Origin of the sequence: Serratia sp. JSRIV004 (assembly GCF_019968705.1) — a bacterium.
In the GTDB taxonomy this organism is placed as follows: Bacteria; Pseudomonadota; Gammaproteobacteria; order Enterobacterales; family Enterobacteriaceae; genus Chania; species Chania fonticola_B.
The window spans coordinates 1,433,080-1,457,039 of record NZ_CP074140.1 but is presented as its reverse complement, the minus strand read 5'-3'; the positions used below and the strand labels follow the sequence as shown (position 1 = coordinate 1,457,039).

The following is a 23,960-nucleotide window of genomic DNA, read 5'->3' as shown; positions in this document are numbered from 1 at the left end:
TGCATGCAGCGCCCGTTATTGCAAGTTCAGTGCACAGTGAAGAAACGATTAATGCACTTGCTTGTCATCGACAAAAATATGGTGCGCGGAGCGTGCACGCGGGTGGATAAAGAAGTGCCCTTCTGGCGCAGAATCCGTGCTTACAGGCACCAGCTTGAGGTTGGTCGCCTTCAAGCGTTTATCATGCAGCGCATAGATAATGAACGGGATAGCCACAACCACCAGGAAACACACCACCAGCATAGTCACGTACATATGGTCGGCTTCAAGCCCGGCCAAACCTGAGGGCGGGAAGAATGAGACCACAAAGGCAACCGCAGAGGTGAGTAAACCAATCGTAGCCACGGTAAGCTTGACCACATTACCCCCCGGAATATTGAAGACACGTTCGTTTTCCGGCTGTTTGCGTACCAGTTTGATGTAGCCCAGGAACAGCAGGAAATAGCTGCACAGGTAGATCACCACGGTCAACGCCAGCGCAATCAGGAAGGACATGTTATTGCCGCCCCCGGTGTTGGTCAGGACAATCAGCGCAATCGACGTAATCACCAGTTGAGAAATCACCAGTGCAACCGGCACACCATTCTTGTTCATTTTGGCAAAGCGAGCAGGCAAGATCCCTTGTTGTGCGGTAACCAACATGCCGCGAGACGGCCCAACAATCCAGGCGGCGATTTCTGCCAATACCCCTAACAACAGCAGTGCAGCAATGACGCGAACAGCCCATTCAAACTGCGGACCAAAGTGCGAGATCAACACGCTGAAGGTTTGCATTACCCCCGCAGAAAGGTTGATTTCACCATGAGGGATCACCGCTGCGATAGACAGACCGCCGACAGAGCTTAAACAAATGGCCGCCGCCATCAGTAACAGCATGGCAAGCGGGTAATCCCGGCCTGGGTTTTTCATCTCGTTGACGTGAGTCGCCGAGGCTTCAACGCCCATATAGCTCAGGATAAACGCTACGAACACCACCAGCGTGCCCATTTGGGTAAAGTCTGGGAAGAAGGTAGAGGCGTTCATTTCGATGGCCAGTGGCGCACCAGAATGCAGATAGCTGACGGCCAGGATCACCAGGACAGCCGCCGGTAATAGGATGCCGGCAAAGAAGCCAATCTTGGCAATACGCGCAGTGTTTTTGGTGCCACCGAACTGGGTGAACGCCAGACCCCACAAGATAACCAATGCCGCGACGGTTTTAACGACTGGGTCTTCGTTCAGTTCAGGCCACTTGAGGATATAAGACAGCGCCCCCAGCACAAAATAGAGCATAGGGATAAAACCTATGGCAATTTGCAGATAGCCAAAAGAGATGGCGGCAAAGCCCCATTTCTCACCCAGCGTTTTAGACACCCAGGTGAATACCCCACCTTCCTGCCATCCTTTTACCGTCGCCATCTCGGCGGCGCATAGGCCAACGGGAATGAACCATAGGAACCCACCTAACAGCAGGAAGAAGATGAGAGAAAAACCCGAGGTTGCAAAGGTCGGATATTCATAAACCGCCATTACCATAGATGCGGTAATAGCAAAAAACCCTAACAACGTTAATTGCTTTGAAGCGGCGCTTTTTTCTGTGCTCGCCATAACGATTCTCCTGCAGGAAGAGGTTACTCTTCCCAACGAATATTGGTGGGGGAAAAAGCGGGGCTGGCATCGACGCCGCCCCGATATAATAAAGCTCTGGCCTTAGCCGTGATGGAATCCGCTACCTTGTTGCGCAGACACTGGGTTGGTGACAGGGTGATTCTCGAATTCAATCAGTGCCCTTTTGATATCGTCGATCAGCAGGCAACCGAGGTCGTAGCTCACGCCGTGACGCACCAGGATGCGTTGAATAACCAGATCTTCACGGTGTGTCGGCATCGAATAGGCCGGAACCTGCCAACCGCGAGCGCGCAGTTTTTCCGCCAGATCGTAAAGGGTATAACCACCGATCGCCGCGCCGTCTTTCAATTTCCACGCCAGCGCCGGGATGCCTTTATCGCTGTCACCATCAAACAGGATTTCAAACGGTCCTAACTTGCCAATCTCGGCCGCTAAATGCTGAGCCGTGGCGTAGCAAGCGTTGTGAATTTTGGCGTACCCTTCGCGGCCAAGGCGCAGGAAGTTGTAATACTGCGCAACGATCTGGCCACCGGGGCGTGAGAAGTTCAGTGCGAAGGTTGGCATGTTGCCACCGAGATAGTTGACGTTGAAAATCAGCTCTTCGGGCAAATCCGCCGCTTCACGCCATACCACCCAGCCAGCACCCAACGGCGCCAAACCAAATTTATGACCGGATGAATTAATGGATTTCACCCGTGGCAGGCGGAAGTCCCACTCCAGTTCTGGCGAGCAGAATGGAGCCAGGAAAGCGCCGCTGGCACCATCGATGTGCATCGGAATATCCAGGCCAGTTTCCTGTTGCAGGCGATCCAGCGCATCACTGACCTCTTTCACCGGCTCGTACTGGCAGGTGAAGGTCACGCCCAGGGTTGGCACGACACCAATGGTGTTTTCGTCAACGCGCTTGAGCACTTCTTCCGCATTCATGATCAGACGATCGCCTTCCAGCGGGATTTCACGCAGCTCTACGTCAAAGTAACGAGCAAACTTGTGCCAGCAGATCTGTACCGGGCCACAAATCAGGTTGGGTTTATCGCTAGGCAGCCCCTGCTCGGCACGCTTTTTGCGCCACTGCCATTTCAGCGCCAGCCCTCCCAACATGGCGGCTTCTGAGGAACCGATGGTTGAACAGCCAAGGGTGGTTTCCGGCGTTGGCGAATTCCACAGGTCGGCCAGCATTCTGACGCAGCGGGCTTCAATTTCGGCCGTTTGCGGATATTCATCTTTATCGATCATGTTCTTGTCGATAGACAGATCCATCAGTTCACGAATTTCGTCATCCACCCAGGTCTGGCAGAACGTCGCCAGGTTTTGGCGGGAATTACCGTCCAGCATCAGTTCATCGCGGATGGCATTAAAGACGTTACGTGGATTGCGCTCGGTAATTGGGAAGGTTGACTTAGGTAATTCACCCGCCAAATCTTGTGACGCGTAAACATCATCATTTTCATTATAAGCTGGGGTGTTATTTGCCTTGTTCATAATAATAACCTTTTAAGATAGACCTATTAATCAAGAATTAAATTCGCGATATCAGGTAGCATAAATAGCGTTATTATTTGAACGCTACGTTCGCCACAAAACTTGATAAGGATATTAAAACAGGACTCATAACGAAGATATCAGAGCGATTTGTAAATACTGTAGGCGCGGGACTACACCCGTAGGCTTGTATCAAGGGGCGCAGCATGTAGCGCCCCTTGTGAATATATCTATGGGTGGGAAAATGCCTCAATAGCTGCATTCAGCCCCTGCAGCAACTTTTCCAGCTCGCGCATGCCTTCTTCGATCACCGCCTCATGCTGTTGTGTCGCCAGCGCATTTTCCAGTTCTTCGCTAAGCAGATGTAACGACGTGGCCCCCAGCAGCTGAGCCGTACCATTAATGCGGTGTAAATGGGATTGCAGAGTCGGCCAGTCCTGAGAGTGGAGTGCCTTTCTCGCTGCCGCCAAATCTTGGTCATTTTCCAGGCGGGATTGTTCAAGCATCTGGCGCATCAGGGCGCTGTCACCCAGGCTGAGTGCCTGCAGCGTTGCCATATCGATAAACTCGCTGAGTGGATCGGCCTGCGAAGGGCCTGTCACACCTTGTAGCGCAGCTTCCAACTTCGGTAAATCTACCGGTTTAAACAGGCACAGGTTCATGCCCATCGCCAGGCAGCGCTCTTTCTCTTCGGCCTGTGCGTTGGCAGTTAACCCCCAGATAATAATGTCCCGATTGAATTCACGTACCCGGCGGGTCAGCGTTATGCCATCCATATTAGGCATATTGAGATCGGTGATGAGCAGATCGTACGGATTGGCCTCGATCAAGGCCAGAGCTGCCACACCATCAATGGCCTCATCGACCCGATAGCCAAGCGTAGCCAACTGACGACGCAACAGAAGCCGGTTGGTGGGGTGATCGTCCGCAATCACAATCCTCAGCGCTTTAGGGCCACTGACGGGCGATTTTGGTGTAAATGAAATGGCGGCAACCTTTTCCAGGTCCGTAACCGCGGTGGTGAGCGTCACCGTCATGGTGGTGCCCCTGCCCGGCTGGCTGGACATATCTATGGTACCATCCATGCGTTCAACCAACTCACGGCAGATCGTCAAACCCAATCCCGATCCGGTCTGTTGTTTACCCCACTTGGTCTGACTAAAGGGCTTGAACAGATGTTGCTGTTCCTGCGGGCTAATGCCCGCCCCGCTATCTTTCACGCTCAGCGTCAGGCAAGTGTGATCGGTGCCCTGCGCATGCGTTTGCGCTATCACTTCGATCCCACCCTCAACGGTAAATTTGATGGCGTTACTGAGGAGATTGGCCAGCACCTGTTTCACCGCCTGCGGATCGAGCCACAGCGCCTGCGTTTTTTCCAGGCGGTAATCGACCGACAGCCGCAGGTTTTTCAGAGTGGCCACCCCTTCAAAACTACTGACCGTCGTAGCTAACAACGAGGCCAGATCTACCCATTCCGGCGCCAGCTCAAAGTTACCAGACTCAATTTTTTCCATATCCAGCACATCGCCAATCAGGCCGAGTAGTGACTGAGCGGTGGAATAAGCCAGCTGAATAGATTCCTTCTCTGCTGCCGGACTTTGGCTATGGGTGGTCAGTAGCTCCAGGAACCCCATGATCGCACTCACCGGCGTACGGATCTCATGGCTCATGCTGGCAAGGAAAGTGCTCTTGGCCCGATTGGCATCGATGGCCTTGTCTTTCTCCACCTGCAACGCCTCCATCAACTGCCTGGATTCAGTAATGTCCTGCCAGCCACAAATCAGCGTGGGCGGCGTGTTGGCGGGTAGTTGGCACAGCGTTAACCAGTGCAGGATCAGGCGCTCTTCCGTGCCATTATTCAACACCAGTTGATGAGGGATAACCTGGTTGATTTGCAGCCCTTGCTGGATATTGGGTTGAAGCGCTGCGAAAATATCTGCCAGAGGATGACGGCGATCGAACAATGAATGATGCATCGCGGCATGTAACTCGGGGGTGAAGAAGGCCCCGAAGGCGCTGTTGTAGCTTTCGAGCTCACCTTCCACCGAAATAACGTACACCGGCACGGGGATCGAGTTGAATAAGGTCTGGCGGAAACCGAGCTGATACTCAAGCGCAGCCTGTGCCTCTTTGCTTTTACGGATGGCCCGCAGCAGATAGGCCCCCCACAGCAAGCTGCTGACAACCAGCAGCGTAGCCAGAACGATCACCAGGTAAAAAGGCCGGTTATAGAGATTCCAGGTGTCAATTTTCACTTCGGGGGTTTTTACCCACTTCCCGGCCAAATTCATCAGCTCTTTGGGGGGAATATCGTCGATTGCCTTATTTAGAATGCTTTGTAATTCTTGCGAGCCACGTGGGATGACAAAGGCGATCTGGGCGGTGCGCTCGTCGGGGATACGGAAATAGCTCAGCCGATGGGGATAATAGTGATCGATGATGTAGCGCGAGGCGAGCTGTGTGGACACCACTGCGTCAATTTCTCTCCGATCCAGCATGCTCAGCGCCGCGCCGGTGTTCTCTACCTCAACCCATTGCACACCCGGATATTTGGCTTTTAGTTTTTCCGATAACGTATGGTAGGCCGGAATAGCGACTTTCATGCCAGGCTTCATCGTTTCGGTCTGCTTGACCGCCGCGCGGGTGACGATCACAAAAGGAGTCGCCAAAAACGGATGAGTGAAGGCCGCCTGTTCTTCCCGCTCTGGGCTGTACGTGGCCGAGGACAGGATATCCCAATTACCACTACGTATAATGCTAGCCATCTCTTCATTGGAATTGGCAATCACCGGTTCAAAGGTCAAACCGGTTTGCAGCTGGATCAGGTTAAGAATATCGCCAACTATCCCGCGTATTTCCTGGTTTTCATCCACCATGCTAAACGGGGCGTAATAGGGATTAATCACTATGCGCAATTTGCGGTTTTTTTCCAGCCAGCGCGTTTCCTGTGGGGTAAAAGCCAGGTCCCTGGTTAAAAAGGTGAGGTTACCCATATCAATCCAGGACTGAGCAATCTGGCTGTGCTGAGGTTCGGTCAGTGAACAGATAAATCTGTCGACAATGTTGACCAATTGCCGCTGACTATCGAGCGCAATAAGCACATCGCCGCTTTGCGGTGCTCGCCAGAACTTCACCATTCCCAGCGTCTGGTAGAAATCGCGCGCGATAATAAAACTGGTGGTGAGGTTATTGCCGAGAAAGTAGTCACTCTGATGACTGGCAACCGAGGCCAACGCCTGATATTCATCGGCAAAAGAAATGACGCTGGCGTTAGGAAATGCCTGTTTAATAAATGATTCTGGGGGATAATCCCGGGTGATCGCTATCTTGAGCTTATCGCTATTATCGTGAAACGGCTTCATCACCTCGGCAAGCCGCGTCACCAGGGTTGGATAGCCTTGCACCAGCGGCAAGCTGGCAATAAAGGGAGCCTTTTGCGGGCTAATCCTACCGGGCGTAGTGAGAACAAGATCGACGCGGCCCGCAAGCAGTGCCGCCAATGCCTGTTGCTCATCGGCGTAGAGTTTGACGTTTACATTGATATTCAGAGCCTTTCCAAACAGCGCAAGGTAATCCGCATTCATTCCCCAATAGCGCCCGGTGACGCTATTCATCGTCAACGGTTGGGATTCAACACCATACACCGCAACGGTAATACTGTGCTTTTGCGCCAGCCAGATAAAGTCGTCGTGGCCCAGGTAGATGGCAGGAGGCGTGACCAGGTGGTTACTCGCCAGCGCTAACGTGATCGGCCCGTTGCTCACAGCCTGTGCAGGCAGCATCAGACACAGTAAAACCAGCCAAAACCCCAGAACCCGTTTTAGCATGCACTCACCCAATTTTATTACGGTTGGCGAAAGCAAACAGATCGGCCAACGAGCTACAGCCGAGCTTCTCCATTAAACGGCTTTTATAGGTGCTAACCGTTTTATTACTGATAAACATCGCCGCCGCAATCTGCATATTATCTGCACCGCCGAGGAGGGAACGCATCACCTTGATCTCCTGGCTGGAGAGCGACAGCAGCATTTCCTGTTCCGAAGAAAGACTGCCGACAAAGCCGTTCAGTGAAAAAGGAAAATAGCTGTAGCCATTCTGGGCAGCATGCACCGCGGCGATGATATTGGTCATGCCCTCTTTTTTACTGATAAAAGCATTGGCCCCGGCATCCGCGCTACGCTTGCCGTAGAACAGATCGTTTTTGGCGGAGACCACGATAATGATTTGGCTGAACTGCTGCTTTCTGAGTTTTTCAACCACCTCAATGCCGCTCATGATGGGAATATCGACGTCGACAATCACCAAGTCTGGCTGCTGCTGCGCCACCTGCAGCAGCGCCTCTGCCCCGTCCGCTGCCTCGCCAATGACGCTAATACTTTCACTTTCCAGCAGGTTCTTGATCGCCATACGAGCCAGAGGGTGGTCGTCAACAATTACGGCGCGCAAAGACTTGGTTTCACTCATTGTCGTTTCCTGGTGATATAAAAAACACGGGCAGCGTTGGTCAGCGATGTTTCTTCGCTTACGAAATATCTTAAGGATTTCAAGCTATCTACGAGCTTATAGCATAACCCTGTTTATAGTTCTAATTCGCTGTTGCCCCAGCTCCTGTAGTCACGGGGTGGACTTCACGTGTAGGACGCTGCCTGCAACGATTTCCGATGTCTCTGCTGGGTTACGGCAACGCCCGCTTTTATAATCACTACGAACTTTCAGCACTTCCTCCTATAGGCCTATGCCGCTTTAAGCTGAAGGTGATTAACCAAGCCATTCAATGATTAAATTACGCGCTGTGCTTATTGCCCACAGCAGCGTAATGGTTTGCTATTGCTCATAAAACAGACAAGCAAGGGTTTTGCCATGCCACAATTACCGCAGCCAGACAGTAACCAGGTGAAAACACCATTAGAAAAAAGAAAGCAGTGGCTGCTCATTTTTCTAATGGTGATTATTATTGCGGCCATGGCCAGTGCAACCTGGTGGTATTTCAATTCGCGCAATGTGCAAAGCACCGATGATGCCTATGTGATGGGCAATCAGGTCACTATTTCTTCGCAGGTTAACGGCAGCGTGGTCAGCGTGAATTACACCAATACCGATTTAGTCCAGCAAGGGGATGTCTTGGTCAATTTAGATGATACCGATGCCAACCTCAACTTTAAAAAAGTCAAAAATAAGCTGGCGGAAACGGTGAGAAAAACCAAACAGATCTATATCAACGACGCCCAATATAATGCCAATATCGCCCAGGCTAAAATCGCTTACCAGCAAGCGCAGGCCGATTATCTACGCCGCACCAAGCTGATGGGAGCGGGGGCATTTTCAAAAGAAGACCTGCAACATGCGCGTGATGCCGTTAACAGCAGCAAAGCGGCGCTGGACGTCGCTATCGAACAATATCGCGGCAATCGTATCCTGATCCAGAACTCCACGCTTGAACAGCAGCCCGCCATCCTGTTGGCGGCAGAACAAATGCGCGAAGCCTGGCTCGCGCTACAGCGCACCAAAATTCGCAGCCCGGTGACCGGCTATGTCGCTCAACGCAATGTGCAGGTGGGTGAAACGCTCAGCGCTGGCCAGGCCTTGTTATCCATCGTCCCGGCCGATCAGCTATGGATTGATGCCAACTTCAAGGAAACCCAGCTCAGCGGCGTGCGCATTGGGCAAAAGGTGAGCGTGGTGAGCGATCTCTATGGCAGCAATGTGGTATTCGACGGCGTGGTTGAAGGGATCAATATGGGAACCGGCGGTGCGTTCTCGGTGCTGCCCGCGCAGAATGCCACCGGTAACTGGATCAAAGTGGTTCAACGCCTGCCGGTGCGTATTACCCTGGATGCGGAACAGCTCAAGGCATACCCATTGCGAATTGGCTTATCCACCACGGTGACCTTGCGCGAAAACAACACCAACGGCCCTGCGCTATCTACCACCCAACGCCTGAAACCGGCTTACCAAAGCCAGGCGCTGGTGCTCGATACCTCCAGTATCGACGCGGAAATCCAAGACATCATCAAAGCCAATGCGATGTGATTTATGAGCAATAACAACACACTGCTGCCGTTAAAAGGCTGGTCGTTGATCCTGGTGACGCTGTCGCTTTCGATGGCGACCTTTATGCAGATGTTGGACTCCACCATCTCCAATGTCGCCATTCCCACCATTTCCGGGTTCCTGGGGGCCTCTACGGACGAAGGAACCTGGGTGATCACCTCGTTTGGTGTCGCCAACGCGATCTCCATCCCGATAACCGGGCGTCTGGCGCAGCGGTTCGGTGAGCGTAAGCTGTTTTTAGCTTCGGTGACGTTGTTTGCACTGGCGTCGCTGTGCTGCGGGTTCTCCACCAATCTCGATATGCTGATCTTTTTCCGCGTCATTCAGGGATTGGTCGCAGGCCCGTTGATCCCACTATCGCAAAGCCTGCTGCTGCGTAACTACCCGCCAGAGAAGCGTAATATCGCGTTGGCGCTGTGGTCGATGACGGTGATTATCGCCCCGATCTTTGGCCCGATTATTGGCGGCTATATTTGCGATAACTACGACTGGGGCTGGATATTTTTAATCAACGTTCCGTTCGGCATCATCGTCGTTGCCATTACCGCATGGAAGCTGAAAGGAAGAGAAACGCCCACCGAGCCGGTAAAAATCAACCTGTTCGCCCTGAGCCTGCTGGTGCTCGGTGTTGGTAGCCTGCAAATCATGTTGGATAAAGGCAAAGACCTCGACTGGTTTAACTCTACCACCGTGATTGTGTTGGCAGTGATCGCCGTGGTCGCGCTGATTTTGCTGATTATCTGGGAAGCCACCAACGATAACCCGATCATCGATCTGAGCCTGTTCCGCTCACGTAACTTCAGCATCGGCATCCTGTGTATCAGTTGTGCGTATCTGATTTATGCCGGGGCGATTGTGCTGATGCCGCAACTGCTACAGACGGTGTTTGATTACACCTCGGTATGGGCAGGGCTGGCCTATGCCCCCATCGGGCTGATGCCGCTGCTGATCGCGCCATTGATTGGCCGCTACGGCGATCGTATAGATATGCGGGTATTGGTGACCTTTAGCTTTATCGTGTATGCCGGTTGCTATTACTGGCGTGCGATGACGTTTAATCCGGCGATTGATTTTACTGCCGTGGTGCTGCCGCAGCTGATGCAAGGCTTTGCCGTGGCTTGCTTCTTCCTGCCGCTGACCACCATTTCATTGTCAGGGCTTGCACCAGAAAAATTCGCAGCGGCCACCAGCCTGAGCAACTTTTTCCGGACGTTATCTGGCTCGATCGGCACGTCACTCACCATGACCCTGTGGAGCCACCGGGAGTCATTTCATCATGCGCAGCTGACGCAGTCAGTGACGCAATTCAATCCGGCTGCGATCAGCCTGGATCACCAACTGCAACATCTGGGGTTCAATCAGCAGCAAGCCGCGACCTATATCAACGATCAAATTACCCAGCAGAGCCTGCTGATGTCGGCCAACGATATTTTCTATCTCTCTGCCGGGGTATTCCTGATGCTGACCTTGCTGGTGTGGTTCGCCAAGCCGCCGTTTAATACGGCCAAGGCCGGGTGACTAGCTCTTGAAAGAGTTACCCTCCCGGTCCCGCTTTAGCAAATGAACTTGGGCTCAAAACCAATACAGCCGTCCGCTCGGGCGGCTTTACAATTCCCCACAGTAAAATCTCATAATGCGGTAATATATTCACACCCCGGCAACAAATAATATTGCACCCAATAGTGTGAGCCTGTTCAAGACGAAAAACGCCCAATAATGCTATTTATTCTGCATGGTTTTCTCTAACGTGGATCTGCGTCATCATGAATCATTTAGAACTGCAGGCACTGCGTCAGCTTTTTTTTATGACGGTCGAAGAATGTGCGACCTATATTTCATCTGACAACAATTTAGCTACATGGCTGCAATGGGAGCGTGGTGAAAGTGAAATACCGGCCGCTATTATTGATACATTCACAAAAATGATTAAAAAAAGAAAAAACCACATCAACGCCATCATCGACAAGATCAACAATCGCATTGGTAATAACACCATGCGCTTCTTCCCCGATTATGCGTCCTTCCTGGCTGTCTACGCCCAAGGTGATTATCTGGAATGGAAAATTTATCAGTCGGTCGCCGCACAACTTTATGCTTATGATCTCGAGCGGCTATGTTAACCCTGACTAATAGGACACATCGCGCTCATTAATCTGGATGGGATTTAATAAGGACGGCTTATCAACACCGCCTGCCCATCGTTTTGACTGACTATCACTCCTGACCGCAGGTTAACGCCTGTAACAATCTCGTGCCCAACCGTTTTTCCCGGCACGAATTATTTATTATGAACGAGTTTCAGAGCAACAACCTATGGAAAACAAGTATGTACCAACGGCCTTGGGGCTGTATCTGAATTATCTGGTGCACGGTATGGGGGTGATATTAATCAGCTTGAATATGCCTTATCTGGCAGAACAATGGCACACCGATGCCGCAGGCATTTCGATCGTCATCTCTTCTTTGGGCATTGGCAGGCTCAGTGTGTTATTAATCACCGGCATGTTATCCGATCGATTTGGCCGCAGACCCTTTATTTTTCTGGGGATAGTGTGCTATTTGGGCTTCTTTTTTGGCATTCTGCTTAGCCCCACCATTATTATCGCTTATGTATTTGGTTTTTTAGCTGGCGTTGCCAACAGTTTTCTCGACTCTGGCACCTATCCTACGTTGATGGAAGCGTTCCCCAAGTCGCCAGGCACCGCCAATATCTTGATCAAAGCCTTTGTCTCCGGTGGCCAGTTTATGTTGCCGATGGTCATCAGCCTGCTGGTCTGGGCTGAGGTCTGGTTTGGCTGGTCGTTCCTGATCGCTGCTGGCATTATGCTGCTCAACGGCCTGTTCCTGCTGCGCTGCCCATTCCCCGCGCACCCGGGGCGACGAGTGGCCACCGAACCCGATTTGAATGCGGATGACAACCATCGCTGTTCCATCGTTGATCTCATCAGCTATACCTTATATGGCTATATCGCCATGGCCACCTTTTACCTGATCAGCCAGTGGCTGGCACAGTATGGCCAGTTTGTGGCGGGTATGAGCTATACGATGTCGATCAAGCTGCTGAGTATCTACACCATCGGATCATTGATGTGCGTGTTCATCACCGCCGGGCTGGTAAAGAAAAGGTTTAAATCAACTACCTTTCTGATGCTGTATACCTTTATCTCCTTCATTACCTTACTCACCGTTTGCCTGTATCCCAACATGTACGTCGTGATGGTTTTCGCCTTTGTTATCGGCTTCTCTGCCGCAGGCGGAGTCATGCAGCTAGGGCTGACGCTGATGGCGACCCGCCTTCCCCACGCGAAAGGCAAAGCCACCGGCATTTATTACAGCGCCGGCAGCCTGGCAACGTTCACCATTCCTTTGATTACCGCCAAGATTTCCGAAACCAGTATCGCCAACATTATGTGGTTCGATACCGGTATCGCGGCCTGTGGCTTTCTGTTGGCGCTGTTCATTGGCTACCGTAGCCATAAAGAAGCTAACCGTCCCTTCAAGATGGCCCAAGTTATCAACTGATCCCACACTTTTACCTCCTCCTGAACACGCAGATAAACGGGCGCAGCATGCAGCGCCCCTACGTTATGAGCCGGTTGGAAAATGTGGTTTTATTCCTCCGGCTGGCTGCAGAGACAATATTATTATCACCGCATGCAATATGAGACAGTATTCCGTCAGCAGCCGATCCCCAGACAAAGTAAATAGCTTGTTAATAACCATTAGCTTTCATTGCCCACAAAAAGGAAACACCTGGCTACAGCCCTTCGCACCTAATTTAGCCGGCGAAATTTCGGCACAATTCAGTAACACCATCAAACGCCGCCTCAGCACCTTTATCTGCAATAAAGTTGAAAACTAAAACGGCATATTACGTATTTATCACCTACTGCATTACCTATACTCAGCACACGTCAGGTTGCCGGTGTATTGGCGGTTACCCATGCCCCAAGTTATTTACCGCAGTGTGACTTATCGGGATATTTTCACCCCTTACTTTCCCGCAATGATTAATGATTGATGAAAAAGAAAGGCCACCAGAACAACAAGTCCCCTGGATCTAGATAACGTAAAAAATTAGCGACAAGCGGAGAACAGTATGAGCCAGAGCAAGGCCTTCAAAGCGCCATTTTTGTTAGCGGTCATCAGTATCTATTTGAGTTATTTTCTCCACGGCGCCAGCGTCATTACGCTGGCGCAAAACATGACGCCACTGGCCGAGAAGTTCGGCACCGACAACGCGGGCATTGCCTACCTAATATCCGGTATTGGGTTGGGTCGACTAGTCAGCATTCTGTTCTTTGGCGTGATATCGGATAAGTTTGGCCGCCGCGCCGCCATTTTGATCGGCGTCGCCCTGTATATTCTGTTCTTCTTTGGCATCCCGGCCAGCCCTAATCTGATCGTCGCCTTTGGCCTGGCGGTTTGCGTTGGCGTTGCCAATGCGGCGCTCGATACCGGCGGCTATCCTGCCCTGATGGAAAGCTATCCCAAGACGTCCGGCTCGGCGGTGATCCTGGTAAAAGCCATGATCTCTTTCGGCCAGATGTTATACCCGATGTTGGTCAGCTACCTGTTGGTCAGCCACATCTGGTACGGCTACGCGATGGTTATCCCGGGGCTCCTGTTCGTCCTGATCACCTTGCTGCTACTAAAAAGCAAGTTCCCCAGCCAGCTGGTTGATGCCTCCGTGGCTAAAGAATTGCCGCAGATGAACAGCAAGCCGCTGGCCTGGTTGGAGGGCGTCTCCTCCGTTATCTTCGGCGTAGCCGCATTCTCTACCTTCTACGTGATCGTGGTCTGGATGCCGAAATACGCAATGGCATTTGCCGGTATGGCGGAGGCCGACGCGCTGAAAACCATCTCCTGGTATAGCCTTGGCTCGCTGATGTGCGTGTTTATCTTCGCCCTGCTGTTAAAAAGCACCGTGCGCCCGGTATGGGCAAATGTGTTTAACGCCGGTGTCTCGGTGATCGCGGCAACCATTATCTATCTGTATCCCTCACCGCTGGTTTGTAACCTTGGCGCCTTTGCGATTGGTTTCTCTGCCGCCGGTGGGATATTGCAGCTTGGCGTCTCCGTCATGTCGGAGTTTTTCCCGAAAAGCAAAGCCAAGGTCACCAGCGTTTATATGATGATGGGTGGGTTAGCCAACTTCTTGATCCCGTTGATTACCGGCTATCTCTCCACCATTGGTTTGCAATACATCATCCTGCTGGATATTGCCTTTGCCCTGCTGGCCTTTGTTACCGCCATCATCGTCTTCATTCGCTATTACAGAGTCTTCAAAGTCCCGCAAAGTGACCTGCGATTGGGCGAGCGCTTTTTCCAATAACCCAAAACAGCGATTACGCAGGTTTGCGCCCCACACGAACATGGTTAGACAAGGAGTTTAGAATGGATGTAACCGCAAAATATGAGCTTATCGGGCTGATGGCCTACCCGATTAGACACAGCTTATCGCCAGAGATGCAAAATAAAGCGTTGGAAAAAGTCGGGTTACCTTTTACCTACATGGCTTTCGAAGTCGATACCACCACCTTCGCCAGCGCGATTGAAGGGCTGAAGGCGTTAAAAATGCGCGGCACCGGCGTCTCGATGCCTAACAAGCAGTTTGCCTGCCAGTATGTCGATGAGTTGACGCCAGCGGCCAAACTGGTTGGCGCTATCAACACCATCGTCAACGACGACGGCTATCTGCGCGGCTATAACACCGACGGTACCGGGCATATTCGGGCCATCAAGGAAACCGGTTTTGATATCAAGGGCAAAACCATGGTGCTGGTCGGTGCGGGTGGAGCTTCTACCGCTATCGGCGCACAGGCCGCCGTTGAAGGCATCAAAGAGATCAAGCTGTTTAATCGTAAGGACGAGTTCTTTGAACAGGCGCTCGACTTTGCCAAACGGGTCAACGACAACACCGACTGCAAGGTAACCGTGACCGATCTGGCAGACCAGCAAGCGTTTGCCAGTGCTATCGCCAGCGCGGATATCCTGACTAACGGCACCAAAGTCGGGATGAAGCCGCTGGAAAACGAGAGCATCGTTAGCGACATCGCCATGCTGCGCCCGCAACTGCTGGTGACGGAGTGCGTGTATAACCCGCACATGACCAAGTTGCTGCAAATGGCCCAACAGGCAGGTTGCAAAACGGTGGACGGTTACGGCATGTTGTTATGGCAAGGCGCCGAACAGTTCAAACTGTGGACTGGCAAAGATTTCCCACTGGAATACGTTAAGCAAGTGATGGGATTCGAGGCGTAGCATTCCCGTAGCGCGTGGTGATGGGCTTAAATCACCACCTTATTGATTGCGGCAAAAGAGCATGCAAAAGGTAAAAATGAAAACCATAACCGTAAAAAACATTGTGTTCGGCGAAGGCGCGCCAAAAATCATTGTCTCGCTGATGGGCAAAGATATCCCTGCCGTGGTGGCTGAAGCGCAGGATTATCGTCACGCCGATTTCGATATTCTGGAGTGGCGCGTCGATCATTTTGCGGATGTCGCCACGCTCAGCAACGTGCTAGCCGCCGCCCGTCAGATCAAAGAGATCATTGCCGACAAGCCGCTGCTGTTTACCTTCCGCAGCGCGCAGGAAGGCGGTGAGCAGGCGTTGCCCCCACAGGCCTATATCGCGCTCAATCTGGCGGCGGTGGACAGCGGCCTGGTCGATATGATCGATCTGGAGCTGTTTACCGGCGACGAACTGCTCAAAGAGGCCGTGGCCCATGCCCACGCCAAGAACGTCTTGGTCATCATGTCGAATCATGATTTCCATAAAACGCCGCCGCAGGAGGAAATCGTCAAGCGCCTGTGCAAAATGCAGGAATTGGGAGCCGATATTCCGAAAATCGCCCTGATGCCGCAAAACAAAAGTGACGTATTGACGCTGCTGGCCGCGACGCTGGAAATGCACGAAAAGCATGCCAACGGGCCGATAATCACCATGTCGATGGCCAAAACCGGCATTGTATCCCGGTTAGCAGGCGAAACCTTTGGCTCTGCGGCCACCTTTGGCGCGGTCAAGAAAGCCTCCGCGCCGGGGCAAATCTCCGTCACGGATTTACGCACCATATTAACGATACTGCATTAATTCAGTGGCGCACTGATATTACTGTCGGCGGGAATAATCGTCTTTCCGCCGAATAAAACAAGTCACTAAAAAGAGCAATCAATTTTTCATGCAGCTTAATTGCGGCATCCGCGCGCCTGCGTGCGAGTTTGGTTGCCCCGCAAAATAAAATAAATGCATCGGTCATTAACAGGAGTAATTATGGAACTGGTAAAACCGAAAAGAATCAATGGCAGAGTCCCGGTATTATCGGCACAAGAGGCGGTAAATTATATTCCTGATGAAGCCACCTTATGCGTATTAGGGGCCGGTGGCGGTATTCTGGAGGCCACCACCTTAATTACCGCGCTGGCAGAGAAATATCAAACCTCGCAAACCCCGCGTGACCTGTCATTAATCAGCCCGACAGGGTTAGGCGACCGCGCCGATCGCGGTATCAGCCCACTGGCACAGGTTGGGCTGGTGAAATGGGCACTGTGCGGGCATTGGGGACAATCCCCACGCATCTCCGATCTGGCCGAGCAGAACAAGATTGCGGCCTACAACTATCCCCAAGGCGTGTTGACCCAGACCCTACGGGCCGCAGCGGCGCACCAACCGGGGATTTTAAGCGAGATCGGGATTGGTACCTTCGTCGACCCGCGCCAGCAAGGCGGCAAACTCAATGAGGTGACCAAAGAAGATCTCATCAAGCTGGTCGAGATCGATAACCAGGAATATCTCTACTACAAGGCTATTGCGCCCAACGTCGCCTTTATTCGCGCCACCACCTGCGACAGCGAAGGCTATGCCTCGTTCGAAGATGAGGTGATGTATCTGGACGCGCTGGTGATTGCCCAGGCGGTGCATAACAATGGCGGCATCGTGATGATGCAGGTGCAAAAAATGGTCAAGAAGGCGACGCTGCACCCTAAATCGGTGCGCATCCCTGGCTATCTGGTTGATATCGTAGTGGTCGATCCACAGCAGACGCAGCTGTATGGCGGCGCCCCGGTAAACCGCTTTATTTCCGGCGATTTCGTGCTCGATGACAGCACCCAAATCGCCCTGCCCCTTAACCAGCGCAAACTGGTGGCGCGACGTGCACTCTTTGAGATGCGTAAAGGAGCGGTGGGCAACGTTGGGGTGGGCATTGCCGATGGCATTGGGCTAGTCGCCCGCGAAGAGGGATGTGCCGATGATTTCGTGCTGACGGTCGAGACCGGCCCCATTGGCGGTATTACCTCGCAGGGCGTGGCCTTCGGCGCGAACGTCAACACCCGTGCCGTCCTGGATATGACCACCCAGTTCGATTTCTACCACGGCGGTGGGCTAGATGTCTGTTACCTGAGCTTTGCCGAGGTGGATCAACAGGGCAACGTTGGCGTGCATAAATTCAACGGCAAAATCATGGGCACCGGTGGCTTTATCGATATCAGCGCGACGTCGAAAAAGATTGTGTTCTGCGGCACCCTCACCGCCGGCAGTTTAAAAACCGACATCACCGACGGCAAGCTGAATATTGTGCAGGAAGGGCGCGTCAACAAATTCATCAAGCAATTACCAGAGATCACCTTTAGCGGCAAAATCGCGCTCGAACGGGGATTAGACGTGCGCTACATCACCGAACGCGCCGTCTTTACGCTCAAAGCCGATGGTCTGCACCTGGTTGAAATTGCCCCCGGCGTCGATCTGGAAAAAGACATTCTGGCAAAAATGGATTTCGCCCCGGTTATTTCCCCGCAGTTAAAACTGATGGACGAAAGACTGTTTATCGACGGCGTCATGGGTTTCACTTTACCTGAAGCGGTATATTAAAAGGAGTAAGGCTATGGACTTTTCTTTAACTGAAGAGCAGGAACTGCTGCTTGCCAGTATCCGGGAACTGATCGGCAATAACTTTTCGGAAGAGTATTTCCGCACCTGCGATCAGACCTCAACCTACCCTACCGAGTTTATGCGCGCGCTCGCCGATAGCGGTATTTCCCTGTTAGGTGTGCCAGAAGAATTCGGCGGTATTCCGGCGGACTATGTCACCCAGATGTTGGCGCTGATGGAAGTCTCCAAATGTGGCGCACCGGCGTTCCTGATCACCAACGGCCAGTGTATTCACAGCATGCGCCGTTTCGGCTCGGCCGAACAGCTGCGCAAGACGGCAGAAAGCACGCTGGCCACCGGCGATCCAGCCTATGCGCTGGCCCTGACCGAACCGGGTGCAGGCTCGGACAATAGTGCCGCGACCACCACCTACACCCGTAAAAACGGCAAGGTGTATCTGAACGGGCAAAAAACCTTTATCACGGGTGCGAAAGAATACCCGTATATGCTGGTTCTGGCGCGCGACCCCGAGCCCAAAGATCCGAAAAAGGCCTTCACCCTGTGGTGGATGGAATCCAACAAGCCGGGCATTAAGGTCAATCCGCTGCACAAGATCGGCTGGCATATGCTGAGCACCTGCGAAGTTTACCTCGATAACGTTGAGGTGGATGAGAGCGATAGGGTGGGTGAAGAAGGCATGGGCTTCCTCAATGTGATGTACAACTTTGAAATGGAGCGCCTGATCAACGCCGCACGCAGCGCCGGTTTCGCCGAGTGCGCGTTTGAAGATGCCGCCCGTTATGCCAACCAGCGTATCGCCTTCGGCAAGCCGATCGGCCATAACCAGATGATCCAGGAAAAGCTGGCGCTGATGGCGATCAAGGTCGACAACATGCGCAATATGGTGATGAAAGTGGCCTGGCAGGCGGATCAGAAACAGTCACTGCGCACCAGCGCCGCGCTGTGTAAGCTCCACTGCGCCCGTACGGCGATGGAAGTAATTGATGACGCCATCCAGATCATGGGCGGGCTGGGCTATACGGATGAGGCTCGGGTTTCCCGCTTCTGGCGTGACGTACGCTGCGAAAGGATTGGCGGTGGCACCGATGAAATCATGATTTATATTGCTGGCCGCCAGATCCTCAAAGACTACCAGAGCAAATAAGGCACTAAAACGCCAGGAGGTAGCCAATAAGCCAACCTCCTGGCGCATTATCAATAAGTCACCAGCAGATTCAACCCGGTAAACATACCTGTTCCACCAAGTTATTATTGAACTGCTTACGATAATCACTTGGGGAACAACCGACATGACGCATAAATAATTTGGCAAAATGGTCGACGTTTTCGTACCCAACCCGCCAGGCGATCTCATTGAGGCTATTATCGGTATTGGTCAGCGTAAACTTGGCCTCGGTGATCCGGCGCTGAATAACGTAATTAATCGGTGATATATGATATTCGCGGGCAAACTCATGGCAAATATAGCTGACGCTGGCGCGGAATTTTTTAGCTAGCTGTTCGAGCGTGATCTTCTCACGATAGTTATTATTCAAATAAACCAGTACATCCTTCACCAGCACATCTTTCTTTATGTATCCCAACTCTGAACGGTAAGCGTTTTTAAAGTTTTCATAAAACAGTGCGGTGAGGGCATAACCATAAGCATCATAAATCGATGAGGTTAACTCGTTTTTCTGCTGGGGCAATCTCACGCCGAGTTCATGAAGGATCGCTTTTATCACCTCCCCCCCTTGCCCAACGGAAACTACCGGGCAGGAGTGAGGCTGTAAAATCTGATTCTCTTCCCAGCCCTGAAACTTGAAGCCATGGACGGCACAGGTATAGGTGGTAGCCGGAGAGGTGCAGTCTGATGCTACCGCATGGAGCCGACCAGGCTCAATAACCACGATATCACCAGCGTGTGCCACGTAGTAAGAGGAATCGATGACCAGCCTGGCCACCCCCTGCTTAACGTAAATCAGCTCGCTCTCATCATTATGCACATGATGCCCAGACTCCCAGTTGGGATCGTCACTGATGACGAACCGCGAGAGCTTTGGCGTCATCCCCTGCGCAAAAAGGGCTTCTTTTTTATTATCGAAACAGCGCTGAAACATGGCAACCTCCACACAAAAACGTTGGCTTTGGCAAAATGATCAGTGGCTAAAATAGAGCGACAGAAAACAATATACAATATGAGCCCAGATGACTAAAACAAGATAGTTTGCCCCACGTGCAAGATGGCACGAAAATAAAATCACCACGATCGCGCCGCCGGCTTACCTTACTCATTGGCAAACCATTTTCCCGCACAACAATCCATCCGTTATTAGCCGTTTTTTTGCAAGATTGTTAGCAACAAAAACAGATTATCCAGTCGTAAATCCCCCTGCGCACTCGCAATATATTGTCATGCTTTTTGTCCTTTCCGCTGATAGAACGCTCTCTGCCGCCAGCGAGCGACCCACAGGAGATACCATGAAAATAATAACCTGCTTTAAGCTGGTCCCCGAAGAGCAAGATATTGTGGTTACCGCACAACGTACGCTCGATTTCGATCACGCCGAAGCCAAAATCAGCCAGTTCGATTTAAATGCGATCGAGGCCGCCACCCAACTGGCAACAGAGAACGATCACATTACCGCACTCTGCGTGGGCGGCTCGCTGCTGCAAAACTCCAAGGTGCGTAAGGACGTGCTGTCGCGCGGCCCTCATGAGCTTTATCTGGTGCAGGATGCGCAACTGGAAAACGCGCTGCCGATGGATACCGCACACGCGCTGGCTGCCGCCGCAGACAAAATCGGCTTTGATCTGATGCTGTTTGGTGAAGGTTCCGGGGATTTATATGCCCAGCAGGTGGGCCTGTTGGTTGGGGAAATCTTGCAGCTCCCTACCGTTAATGCCGTCAGCCAGATCCAATTTGCCGGTGATCGTGTACTGGTTGAGCGCACGCTCGAAGAAGAGGTCGAGGTGCTTGAACTACCACTTCCAGCAGTTATCTGCGTGACCTCAGATATTAACGTTCCCCGCATTCCGACGATGAAGGCGATCCTCGGCGCCGGCAAAAAGCCGATCAATCAGTGGCAAGCCAATGACATTGCCTGGAGCCAGACGCCGCCTTTGGCCGAGCTGGTCGAGATCACCGTACCGCCGCAGAAACAGCGCCAACGCATCATTCTGGAAAACGACTCGCCGGAAGCCATTGCCGAGCTGGCGGACCATCTGAAAAAAGCGCTGAACTAACCCACGACTGGAGAAAATCATCATGAGTAAACTGACAAACGTATGGGTGTTCAGCGACAACGTTGAGCGCTACGGCGAACTGATAGCAGGCGCACGCCAGTGGGGCGAGCATGTTTATGGCATCGTGCAGGACAGCGAACAGGTTGCCAGGCTCAAGTCTCTGGGTGCAGACGGCATCTACGTGCTGGAGAAAACCTCCGCACTGCAGCGCATTGAAAATTATGCTGAAACCCTGGCGGACATCTTGAAAGAGGTCAACGGCGAACAGACTCCGGCCCTGGTGCTGATGGCAGCCACCAAACGCGGTAAAGCACTCACCGCCCGCCTGGGTGTGTTACTGAACGCAGCGGTAGTGAACGATGTGACCGCCGTGCACGTCGACGGGGCTGATTTCATCGCCGAACACCGTATGTACGGCGGATTGGCCTTCGGTAAGGAAAAAATCAATACCACCACTGCCATCATCACCCTGGCTCCCGGCGTGATGGAGCCTGCCGCCGCCGACCCGGCTCATGACTGCCTGGTCACTCAACTCAGCTATGTTACCCCGCGCCAGGAAATCCTCTGCAAGGAGCGCCGTGCCAAAGCGCTGAGCAGCGTCGATCTCAGCAAGGCCAAACGCGTGGTTGGTGTCGGACGTGGGCTGGCTGCACAGGACGACCTGAAAATGGTCCATGAGTTGGCAGCCCTGTTAGGAGCAGAAGTTGGCTGCTCTCGCCCTATCGCCGAGGGCGAAAATTGGATGGAACGCGAGCGCTATATCGGGGTATCTGGCGTGCAGTTGAAATCCGATCTCTACCTGATGTTGGGCATTTCCGGGCAGATCCAGCATATGGTCGGCGGCAACGGCGCCAAGATCATTGTCGCGGTGAACAAGGACAAAAACGCCCCGATCTTCAACTATGCCGACTACGGCCTGGTGGGCGACATTTACAAAGTGGTCCCAGCCCTGATCGACCAGTTAGGTCGTTAACCCTTTGATTCACTGCACGCATCTCGCCGCACACCCGCGGCGAGATAGGGAGCATAAGCATGTCGGACGATAAATTTGATGCCATCGTGGTCGGTGCTGGCGTCGCTGGTGCCGTAGCCAGCTACGTGATGGCGCAGGCCGGGTTGGATGTGCTGGTCATCGAGCGTGGCAACAGCGCTGGCAGTAAGAATATGACCGGAGGCCGCCTGTATGCCCATAGCCTGGAACGCATCATGCCTGGGTTCGCACAGGAGGCGCCAGTAGAGCGCAAGGTCACCCGCGAGAAGATCTCATTCATGACGGAGGAAAGCGCCGTCACGCTCGATTTTCACAGCGAGAAACCGGATATTGCCGCCCAGGCGTCTTATACCGTGCTGCGCAACCGGTTCGATCCCTGGTTGATGGAAAAAGCCGAACAGGCGGGAGCACAGTTTATCTCGGGCGTCCGCGTCGACGCGCTGATACGGGAAGGTAATCAGGTCACCGGCGTGCAGGCGGGCGACGATATCCTGAAGGCTGACATAGTGATCCTGGCTGACGGCGTGAATTCCATGCTCGGCCGCTCGATTAACCTGTTGCCCCCTTCTTCGCCACATCACTATGCCGTAGGCGTCAAAGAGCTTATCGGTTTATCCCCCTCGGTGATCGAAGATCGCTTTAACCTCTCTGGCAATGACGGGGCCGCCTGGCTGTTTGCCGGTTCCCCGTCCAACGGCCTGATGGGGGGAGGATTTCTCTATACCAACCGGGACTCCCTCTCTCTAGGGGTGGTATGCGGTCTGGGAGAGATTGGCCACGCGGGGAAAAGCGCGCCCCAGATGCTGGAGGACTTTAAGCAGCACCCATCCATTCGCCCGCTGATCCAGGGGGGAAAGCTGCTGGAGTACGGTGCTCACCTGGTTCCGGAAGGTGGCAAGGCGATGATACCCACGCTGGCTGACGGCGGCGTAATGATCGTCGGCGATGCGGCAGGATTCTGCCTGAACCTGGGCTTTACCATACGCGGCATGGATCTGGCCATTGCATCGGCACAGGCGGCTGCCAATACGGCCATCGCGGCCAAGCAGCGGCAGAACTTTTCCGCCAGTAGCCTAGGAGAGTATAAGCACGCTCTGGAGCAAAACTGCGTGATGCATGAGGTGCACCACTTCCGCAAAATCCCTGCGCTGATGGAAAACCCGCGCCTGTTTACGCAGTATCCGCGCATGGTCGCGGACATCATGGGGGATATGTTCACTATCGATGGCAGCCCTACCCAGCCCGTGCGCAAGGCTCTAATGAAAAGGGTGAAACAGATTGGGCTGATGAATTTATTGAAAGACGGCATCAAGGGGGCGACAGCGCTATGAGCAGCGAAAATCCGGTCAACGTAGACGTCAAACTGGGCATCAACAAGTTCCATGTTAATGAAGGCCATCCACACATCATTCTGGTGGATAACCCCAACATGGAGGAGTTCCGTAAGCTGATGCTGGCTTGCCCTGCCGGGCTGTATAAGCAAGACAGCACAGGCAATATCCATTTCGATTCTGCCGGTTGTCTGGAATGCGGAACCTGCCGCGTGCTGTGCGGCGACACCATTCTTGAGCAGTGGGAATATCCTTTGGGGACGTTTGGCGTCGAGTTTCGCTACGGCTGAGCCCCTCACCCTAACCCTCTCCCACAGGGAGAGGGAGCTGATAGCCCTTGCACTTTTGGCAGTAAAGAGACCATCTCAGCAAACCGCTCGTC

The 23,960-nt window shown here is 52.9% G+C and carries 18 protein-coding genes; 13 read left to right on the top strand and 5 right to left on the bottom strand.

Annotated elements, in window-relative coordinates:
- Positions 1–48 precede the first annotated feature (48 nt).
- The 4 genes from gadC to evgA all read right to left on the bottom strand — a co-directional run bounded on the left by gadC (position 49) and on the right by evgA (position 7,536).
- The gene (gene gadC, locus KGP21_RS06745; RefSeq protein WP_021805549.1) at positions 49–1,587 is read right to left on the bottom strand and encodes a glutamate:gamma-aminobutyrate antiporter; all 1,539 of its coding nucleotides are present in this window, start codon (positions 1,585–1,587) and stop codon (positions 49–51) included.
- Positions 1,588–1,689: 102 nt separating this feature from the next.
- A complete protein-coding gene (locus KGP21_RS06740) occupies positions 1,690–3,090 on the bottom strand; it encodes a glutamate decarboxylase (protein WP_059199967.1) in 1,401 nt (466 codons plus the stop codon).
- Between the two features lie 230 nt (positions 3,091–3,320).
- Entirely contained in the window at positions 3,321–6,917 is a 3,597-nt protein-coding gene (locus KGP21_RS06735; protein ID WP_223537575.1) for a response regulator, read from the bottom strand.
- 4 nt (positions 6,918–6,921) lie between these two features.
- On the bottom strand, positions 6,922–7,536 hold the full coding sequence (gene evgA / locus KGP21_RS06730; protein WP_223501496.1) for an acid-sensing system DNA-binding response regulator EvgA: 615 nt from the start codon (positions 7,534–7,536) through the stop codon (positions 6,922–6,924).
- Positions 7,537–7,950: 414 nt separating this feature from the next.
- On the opposite strand from evgA, the gene KGP21_RS06725 reads away from it, so the two are divergent.
- The 9 genes from KGP21_RS06725 (at position 7,951) to KGP21_RS06685 (ending at position 19,175) form a co-directional block, all read left to right on the top strand.
- Positions 7,951–9,120 (top strand): EmrA/EmrK family multidrug efflux transporter periplasmic adaptor subunit, encoded by a 1,170-nt coding sequence (locus KGP21_RS06725; RefSeq protein WP_021805554.1) that lies wholly within the window; start codon positions 7,951–7,953, stop codon positions 9,118–9,120.
- Positions 9,121–9,123: 3 nt separating this feature from the next.
- Positions 9,124–10,659 (top strand): DHA2 family efflux MFS transporter permease subunit, encoded by a 1,536-nt coding sequence (locus KGP21_RS06720; protein WP_209524237.1) that lies wholly within the window; start codon positions 9,124–9,126, stop codon positions 10,657–10,659.
- Between the two features lie 245 nt (positions 10,660–10,904).
- Positions 10,905–11,261: a YdiL family protein gene (locus tag KGP21_RS06715; protein ID WP_223499024.1), complete on the top strand. Its 357-nt coding sequence runs from the start codon at positions 10,905–10,907 to the stop codon at positions 11,259–11,261.
- 193 nt (positions 11,262–11,454) lie between these two features.
- A complete protein-coding gene (locus KGP21_RS06710; RefSeq protein ID WP_223537573.1) occupies positions 11,455–12,663 on the top strand; it encodes an MFS transporter in 1,209 nt (402 codons plus the stop codon).
- Positions 12,664–13,240: 577 nt separating this feature from the next.
- Entirely contained in the window at positions 13,241–14,476 is a 1,236-nt protein-coding gene (locus tag KGP21_RS06705; RefSeq protein WP_223500942.1) for an MFS transporter, read from the top strand.
- Between the two features lie 62 nt (positions 14,477–14,538).
- Positions 14,539–15,405, top strand: a complete 867-nt coding sequence (ydiB, locus tag KGP21_RS06700; protein ID WP_223537571.1) for a quinate/shikimate dehydrogenase — start codon at positions 14,539–14,541, stop codon at positions 15,403–15,405.
- 76 nt (positions 15,406–15,481) lie between these two features.
- Positions 15,482–16,234: a type I 3-dehydroquinate dehydratase gene (gene aroD, locus KGP21_RS06695; protein WP_115158787.1), complete on the top strand. Its 753-nt coding sequence runs from the start codon at positions 15,482–15,484 to the stop codon at positions 16,232–16,234.
- 180 nt (positions 16,235–16,414) lie between these two features.
- A complete protein-coding gene (locus KGP21_RS06690; RefSeq protein WP_223537569.1) occupies positions 16,415–18,010 on the top strand; it encodes an acyl CoA:acetate/3-ketoacid CoA transferase in 1,596 nt (531 codons plus the stop codon).
- Between the two features lie 13 nt (positions 18,011–18,023).
- Positions 18,024–19,175, top strand: coding sequence for an acyl-CoA dehydrogenase (locus KGP21_RS06685; RefSeq protein ID WP_021805562.1), 1,152 nt, complete (start codon positions 18,024–18,026; stop codon positions 19,173–19,175).
- Between the two features lie 70 nt (positions 19,176–19,245).
- Here KGP21_RS06685 and KGP21_RS06680 read toward each other — a convergent pair whose 3' ends face one another.
- On the bottom strand, positions 19,246–20,130 hold the full coding sequence (locus KGP21_RS06680) for an AraC family transcriptional regulator (RefSeq protein WP_223537567.1): 885 nt from the start codon (positions 20,128–20,130) through the stop codon (positions 19,246–19,248).
- Between the two features lie 361 nt (positions 20,131–20,491).
- On the opposite strand from KGP21_RS06680, the gene KGP21_RS06675 reads away from it, so the two are divergent.
- From KGP21_RS06675 to KGP21_RS06660, 4 genes are read left to right on the top strand one after another with little or no spacing between them, the layout of a single operon-like run.
- Entirely contained in the window at positions 20,492–21,256 is a 765-nt protein-coding gene (locus KGP21_RS06675) for an electron transfer flavoprotein (protein ID WP_223537566.1), read from the top strand.
- 22 nt (positions 21,257–21,278) lie between these two features.
- Complete coding sequence (locus tag KGP21_RS06670) at positions 21,279–22,229, top strand: electron transfer flavoprotein subunit alpha (protein WP_115158579.1); 951 nt, start codon at positions 21,279–21,281, stop codon at positions 22,227–22,229.
- Positions 22,230–22,288: 59 nt separating this feature from the next.
- Complete coding sequence (locus tag KGP21_RS06665) at positions 22,289–23,578, top strand: FAD-dependent oxidoreductase (RefSeq protein WP_223537564.1); 1,290 nt, start codon at positions 22,289–22,291, stop codon at positions 23,576–23,578.
- Positions 23,575–23,868: a ferredoxin family protein gene (locus KGP21_RS06660; RefSeq protein ID WP_071681226.1), complete on the top strand. Its 294-nt coding sequence runs from the start codon at positions 23,575–23,577 to the stop codon at positions 23,866–23,868. The genes KGP21_RS06665 and KGP21_RS06660 overlap by 4 nt, the downstream gene beginning before the upstream one ends.
- Positions 23,869–23,960: the final 92 nt, after the last annotated feature.